General features: G+C 57.5%; 18 protein-coding genes. 5 read left to right on the plus strand and 13 right to left on the minus strand.

What is annotated here, in order from left to right:
- Nucleotides 1-125: 125 nt before the first annotated feature.
- The 4 genes from N1078_RS13115 to N1078_RS13130 are packed head-to-tail and all read right to left on the minus strand — an operon-like array spanning nucleotide 126 to nucleotide 3,173.
- Complete coding sequence (locus N1078_RS13115; RefSeq protein WP_274088618.1) at nucleotides 126-863, minus strand: S-methyl-5'-thioinosine phosphorylase; 738 nt, start codon at nucleotides 861-863, stop codon at nucleotides 126-128.
- A gap of 10 nt (nucleotides 864-873) precedes the next feature.
- The gene (gene nagZ, locus N1078_RS13120) at nucleotides 874-1,872 is read right to left on the minus strand and encodes a beta-N-acetylhexosaminidase (protein ID WP_274088619.1); all 999 of its coding nucleotides are present in this window, start codon (nucleotides 1,870-1,872) and stop codon (nucleotides 874-876) included.
- A gap of 21 nt (nucleotides 1,873-1,893) precedes the next feature.
- Entirely contained in the window at nucleotides 1,894-2,418 is a 525-nt protein-coding gene (locus tag N1078_RS13125; RefSeq protein WP_274088620.1) for a L,D-transpeptidase, read from the minus strand.
- Nucleotides 2,419-2,465: 47 nt separating this feature from the next.
- Nucleotides 2,466-3,173, minus strand: coding sequence for a TetR/AcrR family transcriptional regulator (locus N1078_RS13130; RefSeq protein WP_274088667.1), 708 nt, complete (start codon nucleotides 3,171-3,173; stop codon nucleotides 2,466-2,468).
- 271 nt (nucleotides 3,174-3,444) lie between these two features.
- Here N1078_RS13130 and lexA point away from each other — a divergent pair, with 271 nt between their 5' ends.
- Both lexA and sulA read left to right on the plus strand, forming a co-directional pair.
- The gene (gene lexA / locus N1078_RS13135; protein WP_274088621.1) at nucleotides 3,445-4,056 is read left to right on the plus strand and encodes a transcriptional repressor LexA; all 612 of its coding nucleotides are present in this window, start codon (nucleotides 3,445-3,447) and stop codon (nucleotides 4,054-4,056) included.
- A 74-nt stretch (nucleotides 4,057-4,130) separates the two neighbouring features.
- Nucleotides 4,131-4,607 carry an SOS-induced cell division inhibitor SulA gene (sulA, locus tag N1078_RS13140; protein ID WP_274088622.1) on the plus strand — a complete coding sequence of 159 codons (477 nt, stop codon included), beginning with the start codon at nucleotides 4,131-4,133 and terminating at the stop codon, nucleotides 4,605-4,607.
- A gap of 111 nt (nucleotides 4,608-4,718) precedes the next feature.
- Here the strand turns inward: sulA and N1078_RS13145 are convergent, their stop codons facing one another.
- The 6 genes from N1078_RS13145 to fadB all read right to left on the minus strand — a co-directional run bounded on the left by N1078_RS13145 (nucleotide 4,719) and on the right by fadB (nucleotide 12,030).
- Nucleotides 4,719-4,952, minus strand: coding sequence for a hypothetical protein (locus tag N1078_RS13145; RefSeq protein ID WP_090238248.1), 234 nt, complete (start codon nucleotides 4,950-4,952; stop codon nucleotides 4,719-4,721).
- Nucleotides 4,953-5,030: 78 nt separating this feature from the next.
- Nucleotides 5,031-5,549, minus strand: a complete 519-nt coding sequence (locus tag N1078_RS13150) for a DUF6586 family protein (RefSeq protein WP_274088668.1) — start codon at nucleotides 5,547-5,549, stop codon at nucleotides 5,031-5,033.
- A gap of 71 nt (nucleotides 5,550-5,620) precedes the next feature.
- Nucleotides 5,621-8,230 (minus strand): type I DNA topoisomerase, encoded by a 2,610-nt coding sequence (gene topA, locus N1078_RS13155; protein WP_274088623.1) that lies wholly within the window; start codon nucleotides 8,228-8,230, stop codon nucleotides 5,621-5,623.
- 125 nt (nucleotides 8,231-8,355) lie between these two features.
- Nucleotides 8,356-8,592 carry a DUF1653 domain-containing protein gene (locus tag N1078_RS13160; RefSeq protein ID WP_274088624.1) on the minus strand — a complete coding sequence of 79 codons (237 nt, stop codon included), beginning with the start codon at nucleotides 8,590-8,592 and terminating at the stop codon, nucleotides 8,356-8,358.
- Nucleotides 8,593-8,676: 84 nt separating this feature from the next.
- Entirely contained in the window at nucleotides 8,677-9,852 is a 1,176-nt protein-coding gene (gene fadA / locus N1078_RS13165) for an acetyl-CoA C-acyltransferase FadA (RefSeq protein ID WP_274088625.1), read from the minus strand.
- 30 nt (nucleotides 9,853-9,882) lie between these two features.
- The gene (gene fadB / locus N1078_RS13170; protein ID WP_274088626.1) at nucleotides 9,883-12,030 is read right to left on the minus strand and encodes a fatty acid oxidation complex subunit alpha FadB; all 2,148 of its coding nucleotides are present in this window, start codon (nucleotides 12,028-12,030) and stop codon (nucleotides 9,883-9,885) included.
- Between the two features lie 483 nt (nucleotides 12,031-12,513).
- On the opposite strand from fadB, the gene N1078_RS13175 reads away from it, so the two are divergent.
- On the plus strand, nucleotides 12,514-13,332 hold the full coding sequence (locus N1078_RS13175; protein WP_274088627.1) for a hypothetical protein: 819 nt from the start codon (nucleotides 12,514-12,516) through the stop codon (nucleotides 13,330-13,332).
- Between the two features lie 83 nt (nucleotides 13,333-13,415).
- Here N1078_RS13175 and N1078_RS13180 read toward each other — a convergent pair whose 3' ends face one another.
- Nucleotides 13,416-13,853, minus strand: coding sequence for a hypothetical protein (locus N1078_RS13180; RefSeq protein ID WP_274088628.1), 438 nt, complete (start codon nucleotides 13,851-13,853; stop codon nucleotides 13,416-13,418).
- Nucleotides 13,854-13,937: 84 nt separating this feature from the next.
- Between N1078_RS13180 and N1078_RS13185 the strand changes: the two genes are divergently transcribed.
- Nucleotides 13,938-14,378, plus strand: coding sequence for a universal stress protein (locus N1078_RS13185; RefSeq protein WP_274088629.1), 441 nt, complete (start codon nucleotides 13,938-13,940; stop codon nucleotides 14,376-14,378).
- Between the two features lie 39 nt (nucleotides 14,379-14,417).
- Here the strand turns inward: N1078_RS13185 and N1078_RS13190 are convergent, their stop codons facing one another.
- Together N1078_RS13190 and N1078_RS13195 are read right to left on the minus strand one after the other, a co-directional pair.
- Nucleotides 14,418-15,104 (minus strand): DUF6901 family protein, encoded by a 687-nt coding sequence (locus tag N1078_RS13190; RefSeq protein ID WP_274088630.1) that lies wholly within the window; start codon nucleotides 15,102-15,104, stop codon nucleotides 14,418-14,420.
- Between the two features lie 64 nt (nucleotides 15,105-15,168).
- Complete coding sequence (locus N1078_RS13195) at nucleotides 15,169-17,082, minus strand: ATP-binding cassette domain-containing protein (protein WP_274088631.1); 1,914 nt, start codon at nucleotides 17,080-17,082, stop codon at nucleotides 15,169-15,171.
- Between the two features lie 369 nt (nucleotides 17,083-17,451).
- On the opposite strand from N1078_RS13195, the gene N1078_RS13200 reads away from it, so the two are divergent.
- The gene (locus N1078_RS13200; RefSeq protein ID WP_274088632.1) at nucleotides 17,452-19,377 is read left to right on the plus strand and encodes a transglycosylase SLT domain-containing protein; all 1,926 of its coding nucleotides are present in this window, start codon (nucleotides 17,452-17,454) and stop codon (nucleotides 19,375-19,377) included.
- The last annotated feature ends 4 nt before the right edge of the window (nucleotides 19,378-19,381 follow it).

Here is a 19,381-nt window from a genome sequence, read left to right on the forward strand (position 1 = left end):
TCCAAGTCGCCAGGCTCACCACCACAGTGAACCCGACAGCGCCAGTCACGGCGCTACGCGCCATGCCTGGCGCACCATAAAAAAGGGCCGCATTGCGCGACCCTTTTCTGCCTATCAACACGGACTCAACTGCTCAGCACGCGCGCCAATACGGCCTTAACCGTATCCATGCCTTCGTCCAGCGCACGCTCAATTTCCGCCATAGTGATCAGGGCGCGAGACTTGCCAGCAGCCGGGTTCACCACCAGCGCCAAACAGGCATAGGGCAACGCCAACTCACGCGCCAATACGGCTTCTGGCATCCCAGTCATACCGACAATATCGCAGCCATCACGCTCCATCCGTGCAATTTCAGCTACCGTTTCCAGACGCGGCCCCTGAGTACAGCCGTAAACACCATGACTGCTGAATGCGCAGTGCTCGGCGGTCAACGCATTGCTCAGCTTACTGCGCAGCCCTGCATCGTAGGGATGGCTGAAATCGACGTGGGTAACATGCTCCAGTTCACCCTCAAAATAGGTGTGCTCACGGCCGTAGCTGTAATCGATGATTTGATGCGGCAAGCAGAAGTGCCCGGTCCCCATGGCCGTATGAATCCCCCCCACCGCGTTCACTGCAATCACCGCCTTGGCACCCGCCTCACGCAACGCCCAGAGGTTGGCGCGGTAATTCACCTGATGCGGCGGGATACGATGCGGGTGCCCGTGACGCGCCAGGAATAACACCTCACGCCCAGCATAATCGCCCCTCAGCACCGCAGCAGAAGGCGCGCCATAAGGCGTATCAATGTGCAGCGCGGCCTTGATGGTCAAACCGCCCAACTTGGTCAGGCCGGTGCCACCGATAATCGCGTAAACCGTCATCCATTCGTCCTCAGTCGATTAATTGCGCATCACGCAAACTGCCAAGCGCAGCAAGCCAACGCGGATCCTGCCGATATTCAACACCTGGGAAAGCCCTACGACGCATGCGCGCAAGCCCCATGGGCGGTAGAACATTGAGCCGCTGCAAGGCAGCCAAAGCCAGCTCTGCTGCTGCCCGGTCATTGCACACCAAACCCATGTCACATCCCGCCGACAGCGCTGCCTCGATACGGCACGCCGCGTCACCCACTACATGGGCGCCGGCCATGGAAAGATCGTCACTGAAGATCACGCCCTCAAAACCTAACTCACCGCGCAGAATGTCCTGCAACCAGCGCCGCGAGAAACCAGCCGGGCTGTCATCCACCTGCGGGTAGATGACATGAGCGGGCATTACCGCTGCCAACTGCTGACTTAACTGACGAAACGGCAGCAGGTCCTTGGCTCGAATGTCATCCAGGCTGCGCTCATCGACCGGAATGGCCACGTGAGAATCCGCCTCAGCCCAACCATGCCCCGGGAAATGCTTACCGCAAGCAGCCATACCGGCAGCATTCATGCCGCGGATAAAGGCGCCGGCCAGCTGGGTTGCGCGCTGCGCATCGCCTTCAAAAGCACGACTACCAACCACCGCACTGCGCTGATGATCGAGATCCAGCACCGGCGCAAAACTCAGGTCCAAGCCAGCAGCCAGCACTTCAGTGGCCATCACCCAGCCACACTGCTCAGCCAAATGTTCGGCATTGGCGTTATCGGCCAGCGCACGCATGGCCGGCAGACGCAAAAAACCCTGACGCAGACGCTGCACACGGCCGCCTTCTTGATCGACCGCCAACAGCAAATCGGGCCGCACAGCGCGAATGGCCGCAGACAGTTCGCGTACCTGGCGCGGGTCTTCGATATTGCGTGCAAACAGAATCAACCCGGCTACCTGCGGCTGGCGCAGAAGCTGTCGATCCTCCGCCGTCAGCCAGGTACCGGCGATATCCAGCATTAATGAACCGTGCATGGGTGAACTCACAAGTCATCCTTAAATAAGAGGCGCGGCCGCCCAATCGGGACAGGCGGCCTCGTCAATCTGAACCGCACAGCGGGCCGGCACCCGCGCAAACAGCGTCAGCAAATCACTGTTGCGCATGCGCACACAGCCATGGGACAACGCTACGCCCATGGGCTCGCTGTCCGGCGTACCGTGTATGTAGATATAGCGGCGAAAGGTATCGACAGCGCCCAAACGATTGCGCCCTAGCTCACAACCGCTGAGCCAGAGAATACGCGTAAGAATCCAGTCACGACCGGGGAATTGAGCATGCAACGCTGACGACCAGACCTCGCCCGTCCAACGTCGCCCGCGCAACACGGCACCACTGGGCAAGCCAGCACCAATCTTCGCCCGCACCTGGTGCAAGCCGCGCGGCGTACAGCCGGAGCCATTGCGCTCACCTGCACCATTGAGCGCGGTGGAAACACGCAGGCGAAGGTGCAGCTGCCCATTGGCAAAGCCATACAGGCACTGATCGGCGAGGGAAATATGCAGAAAATCGAGAGCAATCATGGGCGGCTAGCTTAGCGGATAGCATCCACCAAGCCCACCCGCCGAGGTCAAACTTTGCTGGGGACCGCGGGAGTCTTGGTGCGCGGTTTAAGCTGGGCGCTGGCCAGGGCTTCATCGGTCAGGCCGGTTTCCGAACGCATGCCGGCAGCCAGAAATGGCACCATCAAACGCATCACCTGCTCAATCGAGGTATTAACCCCAAAATCAGTTTCCGACATAGCCCGTAGGGCCTTGATCCCGGACATGCTGAACGCTGCAGCGCCGAGCATAAAGTGCACCCGCCAAAACAGCTCCAATGGCGGAATGCGTGGAGCGGCTTCATGCACCAACTGCATGTAGCGACGGAAGACCTTGCCGTACACCTCTTCCAGATATTTACGCAAATGCCCCTGGCTTTGACTAAACGCCAAACCAAGCAAACGCATGAATATTGAAAGATCGTTACCGCTGCGCGGCTTTACTGCCAGCGCCTGCTCGACCAACAGCTCAAGCAGCTCTTCTAGACTGACCTTGGCATCGGGCTTAGCCTGACGACGATCCAGCTCGCGCTCCAGGCTTGCGCAGAAAGGCCCAAGGAAGCGTGAAAAAACCGCCTGAATCAGGGCTTTCTTCGAGCCAAAGTGATAGTTCACCGCGGCCAAGTTCACCCCAGCCTTACTGGTGATCAAACGCAGAGACGTTTCTGCGAAACCCTTCTCCGCAAAAAGCTGCTCTGCCGCATCGAGAATGCGTTCAACGGTTTCCGACTGCGCCATGACTTTTTTCATCTGAACAAACACTTGTTTGAAACATACGTTTCAGCTACCTGCCTTGTCAAGCGGGGCCGACCATCTTGTGGCCGACTGGTCACACATCGCCCAGCAACCCCGAATCCCGACCCTGGCTAGCCACCCTGCAACACCTGAATAGTAGCGCCACGCGAGTGACTATATAGAGATGAATAAAGTACAGATCAGAACGTAAGGATTGCCAACCTGCAATCACTGTATATAATCCCAGTCACTGTACAAAAAGACAGAGTCGATCATGCTTAAACTGACGCCGCGCCAAGCTGAAATTCTCGCCTTCATCAAGCAATGTCTTGAAGACAACGGCTATCCGCCTACCCGCGCAGAAATTGCCTTAAAACTGGGTTTCAAATCACCCAATGCAGCGGAAGAACACCTCAAGGCGCTTGCCCGCAAAGGCGCCATCGAAATGACCCCCGGAGCTTCGCGCGGCATTCGCATCCCAGGCTTTGAGCCCAATGCCGAGGAAGAGCCAGGCTTGCCGGTAATCGGCCGTGTAGCCGCCGGCGCACCCATCCTCGCGCAGCAACACATTGAAGAATCGTGCCGCATTAACCCAGAATTTTTCCATCCCAAAGCCGATTATCTGCTGCGCGTACGCGGCATGAGCATGAAGGATATCGGCATCCTCGATGGTGACCTACTGGCCATACACACGACCCGTGAAGTGCGTAATGGCCAGGTAGTCGTGGCACGCCTCGATGATGAAGTTACGGTCAAACGCTTCAAGCGTGAAGGCAACAAAGTCTGGCTGATTGCCGAAAACCCGGAGTTCGCGCCAATCGAAGTGGATCTGGCAGAACAGGATCTGATTATTGAAGGCCTGAGCGTCGGCGTTATCCGCCGGTGAAGCGACAAGTGAGGCCTTTCTAACGCAGTACCGACAATGCAGGCAATTTGCTAACACCTGCGAGTGGAGGATCTATGCAGTTCCCACAATCACTGAACCGTACACAACTACCGCTGTTCGATGCTTTTCTAGCCTCAACCACGCCACCCTTGTTTGCCGAGAGCGGCGAACTGCCTTGGCAGGATGATGAGGGCGAAGCATTCAGTGAACTGTCGTTGCGCGGCGCAGCAGGACACTGCCTAAATTTACTCGCACCGGTATTGCGCCAACTCAGCGAGAACCATGACGAACGCTGGTTGACCCTGATCGCCCCACCATCAAGCTTGACCCAAGCGTGGCTACGCGAGGCAGGCCTTAACCGCGAACGTATCCTGCTGCTCCACCCACGCGGAGAGCAAAGTCCATTAGAGCTGGCCCAACAGGCCTTGAAGCTAGGCCGGAGCCATACCGTCGTCAGTTGGCTTCACCCTCTTGAGCGCCAGGCACGCCAACGCCTTGTTCAAGCGGCCCACCAAGGTAAGGCACAAAGCCTAAATATCAGCCTGGGATGATCGACCAGTGCAACGCACAAGGAATGTGCATTTTTAGCCACTAGGTCCTTGCTAAAAGGGCCACCTGCAACTAACAGAGCACGCTAAGCCAGCGCTGAAAAAGCCCTACTTTCAATGCAGTACACGCGGCCCTTCTTCATGCTGAAAGTTATTTTCAGCTAAGCGCCCAGCCATTTGCACACCGACATTGAGCATGGCTTTGGCCACTTCAACATGCTGCCCCTGCAGAAACGCTTTGGCGTCGGCAGAAAAATCCAGCACGACCAACGACTCTTCATCCTCTGCACGGCGCAGGGCAATGCGTCCGTCAGGCAGTTCGACAATTTCCAGGAAGGATGTAGGCATTGCGTTAGCTCTCCACGAAAGACCGGCATTGTAACAGCCGACCTGAGCCCGCCCTAGCCCACCGGTCAAATCAGCCTGTCACCATTCGCTCAATGTTTCGCGAAAGCGCTGCGCCAGAGCCTTCAATTGTTGCCGCCACGCCTCCAGCGCCTGATGAGTCAGGGGCTCGACTTCATCATCCAAGCTAACCGCAGTTATCAGCGGCGTACTAGGGTCAACTTTGACCTTCTTACCCGCTTGAGGCGGCTGAAATAGCGCGGCATACGCTTTCAGCAACTCAGCAACCCAGCTATCAGCTGATTGCGCCAACTCAACCAACTCGCCCAGCTCCTGGCTCGGCGCGGCTTGCAACACAGCCGGAGTGAGAAAGCGCTCAGCCTGCGGAGCGGAACTATCAGGCAAGCGGTAATAGCCAGCAATCTCATGGCACAGCCCTAGCAGGGCCCCATAAAGATGAAACAGCGCCGCCTCACGCTCAGCCTGAATCAAAGCCAGCGCATTCATGTTCTGTGCTTTCTCGGCGTTACGCCAGGAGTCTAGCGCCAGGCCTGCATAGAAGATTTTCTGATTAGTACGGGTATAGAGCTCATTGGCCATTGCGGCGCCCTCCATTACGGATTGGATAAGCATACGCGCACTCGCCCACGGCAAGCGCGCGTACAGCTAGATCAGCTCTTATCTTCGACTTTCCACTTACCGCCATCGAAGAATGCACGCCAGCCGGTCGGCTTGCCATCGACCTCAGTCTGCACGTACTGCTCCTTGGTTTTGCGACTGAAACGAATCACCGCAGCACGACCTTGAGGGTCCTTCTTCGGCGCATCACAAAGGAAGTGATACTTGGGATCGATTTCATCGCGGTGTGGAATCAACTCCAACACCAGCGGAGCGCGGGTTTCACGGTTCTTCGGAAACTGGCTAGCGGCCAAGAATAAACCCGAGGCACCGTCACGCAAGATGTAAGTGTCGTTGACCTTCTCGCACTTGAGCTCCGGCATTTTCACCGGGTCCATTTTCGGCGGTGCCGCTTCACCGCTTTTCAGCAGTTTGCGGGTGTTCTTACATTCGCTGTTGGTACAGCCGAAGAACTTGCCAAAGCGCCCGGTCTTGAGCTGCATCTGGCTGCCACACTTGTCGCAGTCCAGGCTCGGACCTTCATAGCCCTTAATACGGTACTGGCCCTGTTCAACCTCATAACCCACGCAATCTGGGTTATTACCGCAGATATGCAGTTTGCGGGTTTCATCGAGCAGATAGGCATCCATAGCCGTCGAACAGATCGGACAACGGTGCTTACCGAGCAACACGCGCGACTCAGACTCACCTTCATCGTCAGCGGCGATTTCATCACCCGGTACCAGATTGACGGTGGCCTTGCAACGCTCTTTAGGCGGCAACGCATAGCCCGAACAACCAAGGAACACACCGGTAGACGCCGTGCGAATGGTCATTGGTCGCGCACAGTCGCGGCAGGCGATATCCGTCAGCGTAGGTGTGTTGGCACGCATGCCGTTAACGCTGTCGCTTGCAACTTCAAGCTTCTTCTTGAAGTCACCGTAGAACTCGTCTAGTACATTTTTCCACTCGCGCTCGCCGTGAGCCACATCGTCCAGATTTTCTTCCATACCGGCTGTAAAGCCGTAATCCATCAAATTGGAGAAGCTTTCGGACAAACGCTCGGTGACGATGTCACCCATTTTTTCAGAGTAGAAACGGCGGTTGTGTAATGCCACATAACCACGATCCTGGATGGTGCCGATGATCGCTGCATAGGTCGAAGGACGGCCAATGCCGCGCTTTTCCATCTCTTTAACCAGGCTCGCTTCCGAGTAGCGCGCCGGCGGCTTAGTGAAGTGCTGGCTCGGGTCGAGCTTGACCAGCTTGAGCACTTCGCCCTGATCCATTTCCGGCAGTACATCATCGTCGCCCGGCTTACTCAGCTGCGGCAGCGCACGGGTATAACCGTCGAACTTGAGAATACGCCCCTTGGCGCGTAGTTCGAACTGCGCAGCCGTCACCGTCACAGTGGTCGACAGGTATTCAGCCGGTGGCATCTGACAGGCCACGAACTGGCGCCAGATCAGCTCATACAGGCGCTCGGCGTCACGCTCCATGCCTGACAACTGGGTCGGCTTGAGGTTGACGTCGGAAGGACGAATCGCTTCGTGCGCTTCCTGTGCACCTTCTTTACTGCTGTAGGCAATCGGGTTGGCTGGCAGGTACTTCTTGCCAAACTCGCCTTCAATAAAGTCACGCACCATGCTCACAGCGTCAGCCGAGAGGTTGGTCGAGTCAGTACGCATATAGGTGATGTAGCCAGCCTCATAAAGACGCTGGGCCATCATCATGGTCTTCTTCACCCCAAAGCCCAGGCGGTTACTGGCAGCCTGTTGCAGGGTGGAGGTAATAAACGGCGCGGAAGGCTTGCTGCTGGTCGGCTTGTCTTCACGCTTGCTGACGGTGTAGCTAGACGCTTTTAGCGTAGCCAAGGCCGCCATGGCCTGGGCCTCGCTCAGCGGCTTGAAGGCAGCGCCGTTCTCGCGCGCCACTTCGAAGCGCACATTCGCGCCTTTGGCCGTGCCTAGATCGGCATGCACTTCCCAATATTCTTCGGGGACGAACGCGCGAATCTCTTTTTCACGTTCGACCACCAGCTTTACCGCTACCGATTGCACGCGGCCGGCAGACAGACCACGGGCAATCTTGGCCCACAGCAATGGCGAGACCATGTAGCCCACCACGCGATCGAGAAAGCGCCGCGCTTGCTGGGCGTTAACCCGGTTGATATCCAGCTCACCGGGCTTGGAAAACGCGTCCTGGATGGCCTTCTTGGTAATTTCGTTGAACACCACGCGCTTATAGCGGCTGTCATCACCGCCGATGGATTCGCGCAAGTGCCAGGCAATGGCTTCCCCCTCGCGGTCCAAGTCGGTTGCGAGATAGATGGTGTCGGCATCCTTGGCCAAACGGCGCAATTCCTCGACCACCTTCTCTTTGCCTGGAAGGATCTCGTACTTGGCTTTCCAGCCATGCTCGGGATCAACCCCCATGCGCGCGATCAGCTGGCGCTTGGCTTTTTCCTTGGGCGACAGCGCAGGTACTTCACCTGCAGCGGCTTTGCCACGCTTGGCCGGCTCTTTGGCGGTGCTCGCCGAACCACTGGTGGGTAGGTCACGGATGTGGCCGATGCTCGACTTCACCACGTACTCGTTGCCCAAGTACTTGTTGATGGTCTTGGCCTTGGCCGGGGATTCCACGATGACCAGCGATTTGCCCATGGATTGGAAATTTCCTGAATTCGGTAAATAAATGCGGGAGGCGCGGTGACTGCCTGTTAGCGCGGCACCGCTATATATAGTGGCGGTCCGGCTAAGGTCAAGCGCAGCGGTGGCCCGATGTCAGCTCAAGGCCGAGTAAACAATGCTGTTTCAGCCTGAATCAAAGCAAAGCGTGGAACCGTCTCGCCGTCCACCTGAACGCTCTCACAGAACATCTCAAGCGGCCTCACCCAAAGGCCAAACTCGCCGTACAGCGCCTGATAGACCACCTCCAGCTGCTGCGTTTCAGAATGCTGCGCCACGCCAAATACCCGGTATTCCGGGCCTTTGTAGTGACGATAGAGGCCAGGCTGTAACTGCATGGATGAATTCCTTAAAGATTTTCTACTAAAAACAAAAACCGGGGCACTTGGCCCCGGTTTTCCACCTTCTACATCGACTACAACTTAGATGCGTTCGAAGACGGTGGTGATGCCTTGGCCGAGACCTACGCACATGGTCGACACACCGAAGGTGCCACCATTCTGCTTCATCACGTTGAGCAGGGTACCGGAGATACGCGCACCGGAACAACCGAACGGGTGACCCAGAGCGATTGCGCCGCCGTGCAGGTTGACCTTCTCTTCCATCTTATCGAGCACTTTCAAGTCCTTCAGCACAGGCAGAGCCTGAGCAGCGAAGGCTTCGTTGAGCTCGAAGAAGTCGATGTCATTGATGGTCAGACCCGCACGCTTAAGGGCTTTATGAGTCGACGGTACTGGACCGTAACCCATGATCGCCGGGTCAACACCGGCAACAGCCATGGCACGAACCACTGCCATTGGCTGGATGCCGAGGTCCTGAGCGCGCTGAGCACTCATGACGATCATGCAGGAAGCGCCGTCAGTGATCTGCGAGGACGTACCTGCAGTCACGGTGCCGCCCTTCGGGTTGAACGCTGGCTTCAGTGCAGCCAGGCTCGCCAGGGTGGTTTCCGGACGAATGGTTTCGTCGTAGTCGAAGACCTTCAGGAAGCCATTCTCGTCGTAGCCTTGCATCGGGATGATTTCATCCTTGAACTTGCCTTCAACGGTAGCTTTCTGAGCCAGACGGTGCGAACGCTCACCGAATGCATCTTGCTGCTCACGGCTAATGCCATGCATTTTGCCGAGCATTTCAGCCGTCAGACCCATCATGCCCGAGGCTTTGGCCGCATACAGCGACAAGTGCGGGTTTGGATCAACGCCGTGCATCATGCCAACGTGGCCCATGTGCTCCACACCGCCGACAACGAACACATCGCCGTTACCGGTCTGGATCGCCTGCACAGCAGTGTGCAGCGCGCTCATGGACGAACCGCACAGGCGGCTCACAGTCTGGCCAGCAGCGGTGTGAGGGATCTGGGTCATCAGCGACGCCATGCGTGCGATGTTCCAGCCCTGCTCCAGGGTCTGGTTAACGCAGCCCCAGATTACGTCTTCCACTTCAGACGGATCGACCTTGGTGTTACGTGCCAGCACGCCACTGATCAGGTTGGCCGACATGGTCTCGGCACGGGTATTGCGATGCATGCCGCCCTTGGAACGACCCATTGGGGTACGACCGAAGTCGACAATGACTGCATCTCTAGGATTCAGGCTCATAAATTTACTCTCGCTCTAGTCTGTCCGCGATTAACCGAAAAACTTCTGGCCCTTAGCGGCCATTTCGCGAAGCTTGGCAGTCGGGGTGTACAGCGCGCCCAGCTCGGCATATTTGTCGGCCAGGGCAACGAACTCAGCCACACCGACGGTATCGATGTAACGCAGCGCACCACCGCGGAAGGGCGGGAAGCCGATGCCGTAAACAAGACCCATATCGGCCTCGGCAGCGGTCTCGACGATGCCATCTTCCAAGCAACGAACAGTTTCCATGCACAACGGGATCATCATCCAGTTGATGATGTCTTCGTCGGTGACTTCACGCTGCTCAAAGATGATGGGCTTGAGCACTTCGAGAACAGCAGGGTCAGCAACTTTCTTCTGCTTGCCGCGCTTATCCAGCTCGTAGGCGTAGAAGCCTTTACCGTTCTTCTGACCCAGGCGATCAGCTTCGTACAGTGCATCGACTGCCGAGCGACGATCGTCTTTCATGCGGTCTGGGAAGCCTTCGGCCATTACGTCGCGACCGTGATGACCGGTGTCGATGCCGACCACGTCCATCAGGTACGCCGGGCCCATTGGCCAGCCGAACTTCTCCATCACCTTATCGATGCGCACAAAGTCGACGCCCGCGCTGACCAGCTTGGCGAAACCACCGAAGTAGGGGAACAGCACGCGGTTGACCAGGAAGCCTGGGCAGTCATTGACCACAACCGGGGTCTTGCCCATTTTTTTGGCGTAAGCGACGGTTGTAGCCACAGCTACGTCGCTGGATTTCTCGCCACGAATAACTTCAACCAGCGGCATCATGTGCACAGGGTTGAAGAAGTGCATGCCAACGAAGTTTTCCGGACGCTTGAGCGCCTTGGCCAGCAAGCTGATGGAGATAGTCGAGGTGTTCGACGCCAGGATTGCATCCTCACGTACCATGCCTTCCACTTCAGCCAGCACGATCTGCTTGACCTTAGGGTTTTCGACGACCGCTTCGACAACGATGTCGACAGCGCCGAAATCGCCATAGGACATGGTCGGACGAATGGCGGTGAGGGCTTCTGCCATCTTCGCCGGGGTCATACGACCTTTAGCAACACGGCCACCGAGCAGCTTGGACGCCTCGGCCAAGCCCATCTGGATACCCTCTTCACGGATATCCTTCATCAGGATCGGGGTGCCCTTGGACGCGGACTGGTAGGCAATACCGCCACCCATGATGCCAGCACCGAGAACGGCAGCCAGCTTCACGTCTTTAGCGATTTCGTCGTGCTGTTTGGCTTTTTTCTTAAGATCCTGATCATTCAGGAACAGGCCGATCAAGCTGGCAGCCACTGGCGTTTTAGCCAGTTTAACGAAGCCGGCAGCTTCAACTTCCAAGGCCTTATCGCGCCCCATGTTGGCCGCTTTCTGGATGGTCTTGATGGCTTCAACCGGCGCTGGGTAGTTCGGGCCAGCCTGTCCGGCCACGAAACCTTTGGCGGTTTCAAAGCACATCATTTGCTCGATCGCGTTGAGCTTGAGCTTTTCCAGCTTCGGCTGACGCTTGGCCTTGTAGTCCAACTCGCCAGAGATGGCGCGCGAAATCAGGTCAAGTGCAGCAGCTTGCAGCTTGTCAGCAGCAACCACGGCATCCACTGCACCCATTTTCAGGGCATCAGCGGCTTTGTTCTCTTTACCGCTGGCAATCCACTCCACAGCGTTATCAGCACCGATAACACGTGGCAGACGCACAGTGCCGCCGAAGCCTGGGTAGATGCCCAGTTTGACTTCCGGCAGGCCCACTTTGGCGCTTTCGGCCATGACGCGATAATCCGCAGCTAGGCACATTTCAAAACCACCGCCCAAGGCGATGCCATTGATCGCGACTACAGTCGGAACATTGAGGTCTTCAAAATCACTGAAGATCTTGTTGGCTTCGAGGTTGCCAGCCACCAGCTCTTCGTCCGGCAACTTGAAGTTGTCGACGAACTCGGTGATGTCGGCGCCGACGATAAATACGTCTTTGCCACTGGTGACAATCACGCCTTTGATCGAACCATCAGCCTTAATTGCATCAACGGATTGACGCAGTTCATTGAGGGTAAGACGGTTGAATTTGTTGACGGATTCACCCTTGAGGTCGAATTTCAATTCGACGATGCCACTCTCAAGAGCCTTAACCGTGATGGCTTTACCTTCGTAAATCATCAACTGATCTCCACGGTATGGAAGCTGAACAGTACACATCGGAGCCAACCAGCAAGTTACTCAACGGCATGGCCGCATCAGAGTAACCCCAATCAGCCTGGCACACCCACCGACGCGATATTCGGGTTGTAAAGGCGATGGATTAAGTAAGCAAACGCTCAATTCATACGCCCGTTTGATTTGGGTGTGCACACCTTCAAGGAAAAGCCATGACTTGTCAATTGGCCCGTAACGGCGGCAATAACGTACAAAAAGTTACGCTCAAACGCGCACTGGCGCCCCGATAGCTTCGCCTCGAAAAAGCAGCCATTCGCTGCGATATAGCGCTACTTATCGAGAAAACCACGCAAAAAAGCGCACCCGCGACGACCTAGCAAAATATTTTAGCTACAGGTACAGTCGTCTCAATACGGCCGTGTTTATGACACCCGTAACTAAAACAAAAACAATTAAAGCCCAACCAAGGGCGCACGGAGTTTCCTTATGTCGAGGCGCACGCTTGCCATTGCTTTGAGCACCCTACTGGCAATCACACTCCCCCTGTTCAGCGCCGCAAGCCAAGCCGCTGAAACCGCCACCAGCCTACGTAACCTGCACCAGCTACGTCTTGCCGCGCAAAAAACGCTGGGCGATTTTTATATGTTTAACGGTATGGAAGGCGATCAACGCTATGCGCGGATGATCAATGAGTCGCTCAGCGAGGTGAACACCCAGCTAAGCGCGCTGAGAGACATGCCTGGCGAGGGCTCAAACGCCCTGCGCTCGCAGCTTGACCAGCAATGTAAAGGCTACCAGAGCGATCTCAATAACCTGATTAACGCACTAAAAACCCAGGGTTATACAGACCTACAGCCGGTGGCCGACCTGGCCGCGCGCAACCAACAGCTGATGAGCCTAAGCCAGGAGCTTTACAGCAAGATTCAGCAAGAAGGCAGCTACAGCGTGCCCACACTGACCCAGCATAGCCGCGAGCAAAGCCTGTTGATGCAAGGCATCGCTGTGGATTACGCCTCACGTAGCGCTTCAGTGGGCGCCACTTTTATGGGCGGCGGCGATGCACGGCCGATTGAGGACATGGTCAGCGAGTTCGCCAGCAAGATGGCGACACTGCAGAAAGCCCCGCAAAACACCCCGCAACTTAAGCAGTCCTGGGGCGAGGTCGCGACCAAATGGCGCTACATTGAAAAATCGTTGATTAACTACAACGAAAACAGCGTGCCCTTTCTGGTCAGCAAGTATTCCAACACCATTATTCAGGGCATCGAACAGATTTCCACCCAGTACGCAGCCACCGATCTCTGATCGCCTCGGGCGCACTCAGCACTCGCTCCAGCGGCTTGCCTGGGCACAGGCAAGCGCGGTGCTTGCAAAGGCCTTTGTTAGCCTCAGGCTCTGGCCTTGAGAAAGCCGACAACTTTTTCCAGTGCCGCGCCAGCGCCCCGCTCGCCCCAGCATATCGAGAGCATCTGATCAGTCGCTTCAACCTTGAACGCATCCGCCGGCAATGCCTGCAACTCGGTCAACAAGGTCTCATCGGCGCAGGGCTCGCGCCATTTATTGACCCACTGCCCCGGCTCCAGCTGCCAGTAGCACCAGCGATCGACCTGACCGCGCCGGCGCGCCTGGTGATATTGCGGGCACGACCCCGGTGGCTCACGCAACAACCAGTGCGGCCACTCTTGCGGCGACAATTGCATGGCCACGCCCATACGCCGAGCCTGCAGGCGCACATCCATCTGCCCACGCTGACGGCGTGACGGTGCCAGCCATGCCAAAGGGCTTAACATGACCGCCAGCAGTAAAACCAGAAACCAAGGACTCATATCGTTCTCTCACAGGCAAAAGCCTGTTATATGCATTCAAGAAGGCCATACTTAAACCATCGAACCACATGTAAGGAGCTATCCATGCCCTATCTGCACATTCTGGTCGCTGTCGACCTTACCGAGGAATGCGACCCGGTTATGCACCGAGCGCAGAAATTAGCAGCCAGCAGCGGCGCCAAATTATCCGTGGTGCATATCGTCGAGCCCATGGCCATGGCCTTTGGCGGCGACGTGCCGATGGACTTGTCGATGCTGCAACAACAGCAGTTCGACCAAGCACGCGAGCGCCTGGATAAATTTGCCGACAAGTACCCCGCTCTTAGCGACGAACATCGCCACCTGGCTTATGGCCAGCCGCGCCAGGAAATTCATCGCCTCGCCGAAGAACAGCAATGCGACCTGATAATTGTCGGCAGCCACGGCCGCCATGGCCTAGCCCTGCTACTGGGCTCGACCGCTAACGACGTCCTGCACGGCGCTCCCTGTGACGTCCTGGCTGTGCGGCTAAAGAAGGCCGAATAACGTCGGCGCACGAATAACGCAACGCCAACCGCGCTTGCGTTATTCGTTACTGTCGCGCGTTCCCATGACCAATGGGCGGATCTTCTGCAGTTGCGTCTCCAGCGAATAGGTCATGCTTGAGGCCATCGAAAAGAACGTCAAAAACGCCTTGAGGTTCGAGTCACCATCACAGGTTGCATGAATACGCTGCCAGAATGCCTGATTCACCAGCTGCAACTGCTGGAAAACCTCAACCAACCCCTTTAATTGCCAGTCAGCTGTATGCCCCTCGCGCAGGTTGAAATACTGCTGAGTGAGGTAGAGCGACACAGCCCGCAGAATGAATTCCTGGTTATTGGCGAACGGCAGATGGTGCTGCGCCATGGGCTTTAGCTTGCCCAGCAACGGGCACGCACTGGTTGCCATGATCACCCCAAGCAGCGCGCGCAACCCTTCGTCCAAGCCAACCTGTTTGTTGTACTCACGCTCCGGCGTACGCACCCAAACAGCAGCCTTCTTGAACGCCGGAAGGCCGTGGAAATCCTCAATCACCCGGTGCAAATCAACCGCTGCGGGGCAATGGCTGAAATTGTCCTTGCTCAGCGGACAATTACTGCACTGCTGATATTCCAGACGCGTCCAGGCTGGCGCACTTTGCGCAGCCTCTGCTGCATACACCCGGTCCAGCTCAATCCTATAACTGAACTGGTGATCGTCGTCGAGAGTAATGCTGTACTCGATGGCCATCGACTGTCTCCGCCAGAAGCCCGAATGCTATTTGAGCGCGCTACTTATTTACTAGGGCGCGGGATTAGCCTTCCAGCTCGGCCCAACGCTCAACCAATTGTTCCAACTCGTGCTGCACAGCCTGCAACTTAGCCAGTACTTCAGCGGTTTTTTCCGCTGGTTGCTGATAGAAAGCCGGCGAGCCGATCTGCTCCTGCAAGCTGGCAACCTGCGCTTCAAGCACATCGATCTGCCCAGGAATGGCTTCCAGTTCACGCTGTAATTTGTAGCTGAGCTTTTTCTTGCTCGCATCTGTAGCCACAGGCGCGGCCTCAACCGGCGCCGGAACCACCGCGGTGGCCAGTTCAGGTTTACCGGCTTTGCTTTCGCCAACGCCGAGCAAACGCGGTGAACCACCCTGGCGCAGCCAGTCCTGGTAACCACCGACGTATTCACGCACTTTGCCTTCACCCTCGAAGACCAGGGTGCTGGTCACGACGTTGTCGAGGAAGGCCCGGTCGTGACTGACCATCAACACGGTCCCCGGGAAGGTCAGTAGCACCTCCTCGAGCAGCTCAAGGGTTTCCACATCGAGGTCGTTGGTCGGTTCGTCCAGCACCAGCAGGTTGGCCGGTTTGCTGAATAGCTTGGCCAGCAACAGGCGAGCACGCTCACCGCCGGACAACGCCTTAACCGGCGTGCGCGCACGCTGCGGGCTGAACAGGAAGTCGCCCAGGTAGCTCAGCACATGGCGGTTCTGCCCGTCGATTTCGATAAAGTCGCGGCCTTCAGCAACGTTGTCGATCACGGTCTTTTCCAGGTCGAGCTGGTGCCGCAACTGGTCGAAATACGCAACATCGATGCGCGTACCTTCGGCCACCTCGCCGCTGGTGGGCTGTAAGCCACCCAACATCAGCTTGAGCAATGTGGTCTTGCCAGTACCGTTCGCACCGAGCAGGCCAATACGGTCGCCACGCTGCAGCACCATGGAAAAATCTTTGATCAGGAACGGGCCGCCTGGGTGGGCGAAGCTGACGTTTTCCAGGACCATCACCTGCTTGCCGGATTTCTCTGCAGTTTCCAGCATGATATTGGCCTTGCCGGTACGCTCACGGCGCTCGCTACGCTCCACGCGCAGGGCCTTGAGAGCACGCACACGGCCTTCGTTACGGGTACGGCGAGCCTTGATGCCCTGACGAATCCACACTTCTTCCTGGGCCAGTTTTTTGTCAAATAACGCGTTGGCAGTTTCTTCAGCGGCCAGCGTGGCCTCTTTGTGCACCAGGAAGCTAGCGTAGTCGCCGTTCCAGTCGATCAGGCCGCCACGGTCCAGTTCGAGGATGCGCGTAGCCAGATTCTGCAAGAAGGAACGGTCGTGGGTAATAAACAGCACCGCGCCCTGGAAATCGGTCAAGGCTTCTTCCAGCCAGGCAATCGCACCGATATCCAAGTGGTTGGTCGGCTCGTCGAGCAGCAGCAAATCGGGCTCGGAGACCAGCGCTTGGGCCAGCAGCACGCGACGGCGCCAGCCGCCCGAGAGCTCAGCCAGAGTCTTGTCAGCCGGCAACTGCAAGCGGCTCAGGGTGCTGTCGACCAGTTGCTGCAAGCGCCAGCCGTCACGGGCCTCAAGGTCCTGCTGCACGTGCATCAGCTTATTCAGGTCGTCTTCGGTGACGCAGTTCTGCGCCAGGTGATGGTACTGCGCAAGCAGTTCGCCTACACCGTCCAAACCCTGGGCGACCACATCAAACACCGTACGGTCATCGGCTACCGGCAGCTCTTGCGGCAACTCACCGATCTTCAACCCTGGCGCGCGCCAAACGGCACCGTCATCGGCTTTTTGGTCGCCCTTGACCAGCTTCATCATGCTCGACTTGCCGGTGCCGTTGCGGCCGATGATGCACACCCGCTCGCCACGGGCGATCTGCCAAGACACCTTGTCCAAGAGCGGCATTGCGCCGTAGGCCAGGGAAATATCGGTGAACTTGAGCAGGGTCATGGCACGCCTCAACAAAAAACGACGGGTGAAAGCCGGTCAACCGGGGCTGAGCAACGCACTTCGTTGCATCAAACGTACAGCGGTAACCTGAAACACCCAGAAAATCATCTGCAGATGCCCAAAGCAGCCGCAAAACAGGGCGCGCATTCTAACCGAGAAGCGCGTAGGCCGAGCAGGCAATTTCGCCAGCGGCCGAGGTAACCCCAGCCTCCGCACCACACAACCCTGACGGCAAGCGCTCTAGCACGCCTAATCGACCATTAAGCGAAGCCCCATCGCAGCAATTACGCGCTGCAACGCTTTGAGCCTTCACCCTCCCCAGGCAAAGGACTAAGCTAGGGTCATACGCACTATTTGCCTGGAAGTATCATGCGCGGTCCCCTGCTCAACCTATTGTCCTGCCTATTGCTGTCCTCCTTCGGGTTATCTGCGGCGCAGGCCGCCACCCTGGCGCAACAACGCCAGTATTACGACCAGGCCAAAGCGGCACTGGCCAAAGGTGACAAAGAGCCTTACCAGCGTTATGCCAACGCTCTGCGCGACTACCCGCTGGAGCCTTACCTGGCCTATGACGAGCTGACGGCGCGGCTGAAATGGGCAAGCAATGACGAGATCGAGAAGTTCCTCGCTGAACATGGTGACCTGCCGCAAATCAACTGGATGAAGCTGCGTTGGCTGCGTTGGCTGGCCGAGCGCGGTGAATGGCAGACTTTTATCAACCACTACGACCCGGCGCTGAACTTCACCGAACTCGATTGCCTGTATGGCCAGTACCAACTGAGCCATGGCATGCGCGCTGAAGGTAATGCCACCGCCGAAAAACTCTGGCTGGTGGGCAAATCGCAGCCCAATGCCTGCGACCCGCTATTCGAGCGCTGGGCGGCGGAAGGCCAGCTCACTGAACAGAAACGCTGGCAGCGCGCCAAACTGGCAGCCGAGTCGCGTAACTATGGCCTGCTCAGCCACCTGATCAAGAGCCTGCCGCCGCTGGGCAACCAGGGCAAAAACCTGCTGGAGGTCGCGCAAAAGCCTGAGCTGCTGAAACAAACCAGTCGCTTCACACAAACTGACCCAGCCAGCGCTGACATCGTCGGCCTTGGCCTGCGCCGCCTGGCCCGTCAGGACCCGGAAAGCGCGCTCAAACTGCTCGACAGCTATGCCCAGCGCATGAAGTTCTCCAGCACGGAACAAGTCGCCATCGCCCGCGAAATCGGCCTGACCTTGGCCAAGCGGTTCGATGCTCGTGCCTTGCAAGTAATGGCCAAGTATGACCCCGAGCTGCGTGACAACACTGTAAGCGAGTGGCGCGCGCGCTTGCTGCTGCGCCTGGGCCGCTGGGAGGAAGCCAACCAGCTAACCCACCAAATGCCCGCCGAACTCGGCAACACCAACCGCTGGCGTTACTGGCAGGCGCGCACATTGCAACTCGCGCAGCCCAACAGCCAGGCGCCAAAAGCCCTGTACCAGTCGCTGGCCAAGGAACGTGACTTCTATGGCTTTATGGCCGCCGACCAAGTACAGGCGCCCTATCAGCTGAGAAACAAGCCGCTGGCCCTGAGCCCGCAAACCATCAACAAAGTGCGTAACTCGGCGGCCATTCGTCGCGCCCTGGAGTTCCACGCCCGTGGCCAGGTCGCCGATGGGCGGCGCGAGTGGTACAACGTCACGCGTTTGTTTAGCCGCGATGAAATGGTCGCCCAGGCGCGCCTGGCCTACGAGATGGGCTGGTACTTCCCCGCCATTCGCACCATCAGCCAAGCGCAGTATTGGGACGACCTGGATGTGCGCTTCCCAATGGCCCACCGTGAGCAACTGGTGCGCGAGGCACGCAACCGCGACATTCACTCCAGTTGGGTATTTGCCATCACCCGTCAGGAAAGTGGCTTTATGTCCGACGCCAAGTCCGGGGTTGGGGCGATGGGTTTGATGCAGCTGATGCCCGCCACGGCCAAGGAAACCGCCAAACGCTTCGGTATTCCGCTGTCATCGCCGCAGCTGGCTTACCGACCGGAGGTCAATATTCAACTGGGCGCGGCCTATCTGAGCCAGATATACGGCCAGTTCAACGGTAACCGCGTGCTCGCCTCCGCGGCCTACAACGCTGGCCCAGGCCGTGTTCGTCAGTGGCTGCGCGGGGCGGATCACCTGTCATATGACGTGTGGATCGAGAACATCCCGTTTGATGAAACCCGCCAATATGTGCAGAACGTGCTGTCCTACTCAGTGATCTATGGCGACAAACTCAACGCGCCGCAGCCCTTGGTGGCGTGGCACGAGCGTTACTTCGACCAGTAAAGGC

Source organism: Pseudomonas sp. MIL19 (assembly GCF_028680365.1).
In the GTDB taxonomy this organism is placed as follows: Bacteria; Pseudomonadota; Gammaproteobacteria; order Pseudomonadales; family Pseudomonadaceae; genus Aquipseudomonas; species Aquipseudomonas spirodelae.

Excerpts from the sequence above, each read along its gene's own strand:
- N1078_RS13115 (WP_274088618.1), bottom strand. The coding sequence starts at position 863 with ATGACGGTTTACGCGATTATCGGTGGCACCGGCCTGACCAAGTTGGGC.
- nagZ (WP_274088619.1), bottom strand. The coding sequence starts at position 1,872 with ATGCACGGTTCATTAATGCTGGATATCGCCGGTACCTGGCTGACGGCG.
- N1078_RS13125 (WP_274088620.1), bottom strand. The coding sequence starts at position 2,418 with ATGATTGCTCTCGATTTTCTGCATATTTCCCTCGCCGATCAGTGCCTG.
- N1078_RS13130 (WP_274088667.1), bottom strand. The coding sequence starts at position 3,173 with ATGGCGCAGTCGGAAACCGTTGAACGCATTCTCGATGCGGCAGAGCAG.
- lexA (WP_274088621.1), top strand. The coding sequence starts at position 3,445 with ATGCTTAAACTGACGCCGCGCCAAGCTGAAATTCTCGCCTTCATCAAG.
- sulA (WP_274088622.1), top strand. The coding sequence starts at position 4,131 with ATGCAGTTCCCACAATCACTGAACCGTACACAACTACCGCTGTTCGAT.
- N1078_RS13145 (WP_090238248.1), bottom strand. The coding sequence starts at position 4,952 with ATGCCTACATCCTTCCTGGAAATTGTCGAACTGCCTGACGGACGCATT.
- N1078_RS13150 (WP_274088668.1), bottom strand. The coding sequence starts at position 5,549 with ATGGCCAATGAGCTCTATACCCGTACTAATCAGAAAATCTTCTATGCA.
- topA (WP_274088623.1), bottom strand. The coding sequence starts at position 8,230 with ATGGGCAAATCGCTGGTCATCGTGGAATCCCCGGCCAAGGCCAAGACC.
- N1078_RS13160 (WP_274088624.1), bottom strand. The coding sequence starts at position 8,592 with ATGCAGTTACAGCCTGGCCTCTATCGTCACTACAAAGGCCCGGAATAC.
- fadA (WP_274088625.1), bottom strand. The coding sequence starts at position 9,852 with ATGAGCCTGAATCCTAGAGATGCAGTCATTGTCGACTTCGGTCGTACC.
- fadB (WP_274088626.1), bottom strand. The coding sequence starts at position 12,030 with ATGATTTACGAAGGTAAAGCCATCACGGTTAAGGCTCTTGAGAGTGGC.
- N1078_RS13175 (WP_274088627.1), top strand. The coding sequence starts at position 12,514 with ATGTCGAGGCGCACGCTTGCCATTGCTTTGAGCACCCTACTGGCAATC.
- N1078_RS13180 (WP_274088628.1), bottom strand. The coding sequence starts at position 13,853 with ATGAGTCCTTGGTTTCTGGTTTTACTGCTGGCGGTCATGTTAAGCCCT.
- N1078_RS13185 (WP_274088629.1), top strand. The coding sequence starts at position 13,938 with ATGCCCTATCTGCACATTCTGGTCGCTGTCGACCTTACCGAGGAATGC.
- N1078_RS13190 (WP_274088630.1), bottom strand. The coding sequence starts at position 15,104 with ATGGCCATCGAGTACAGCATTACTCTCGACGACGATCACCAGTTCAGT.
- N1078_RS13195 (WP_274088631.1), bottom strand. The coding sequence starts at position 17,082 with ATGACCCTGCTCAAGTTCACCGATATTTCCCTGGCCTACGGCGCAATG.
- N1078_RS13200 (WP_274088632.1), top strand. The coding sequence starts at position 17,452 with ATGCGCGGTCCCCTGCTCAACCTATTGTCCTGCCTATTGCTGTCCTCC.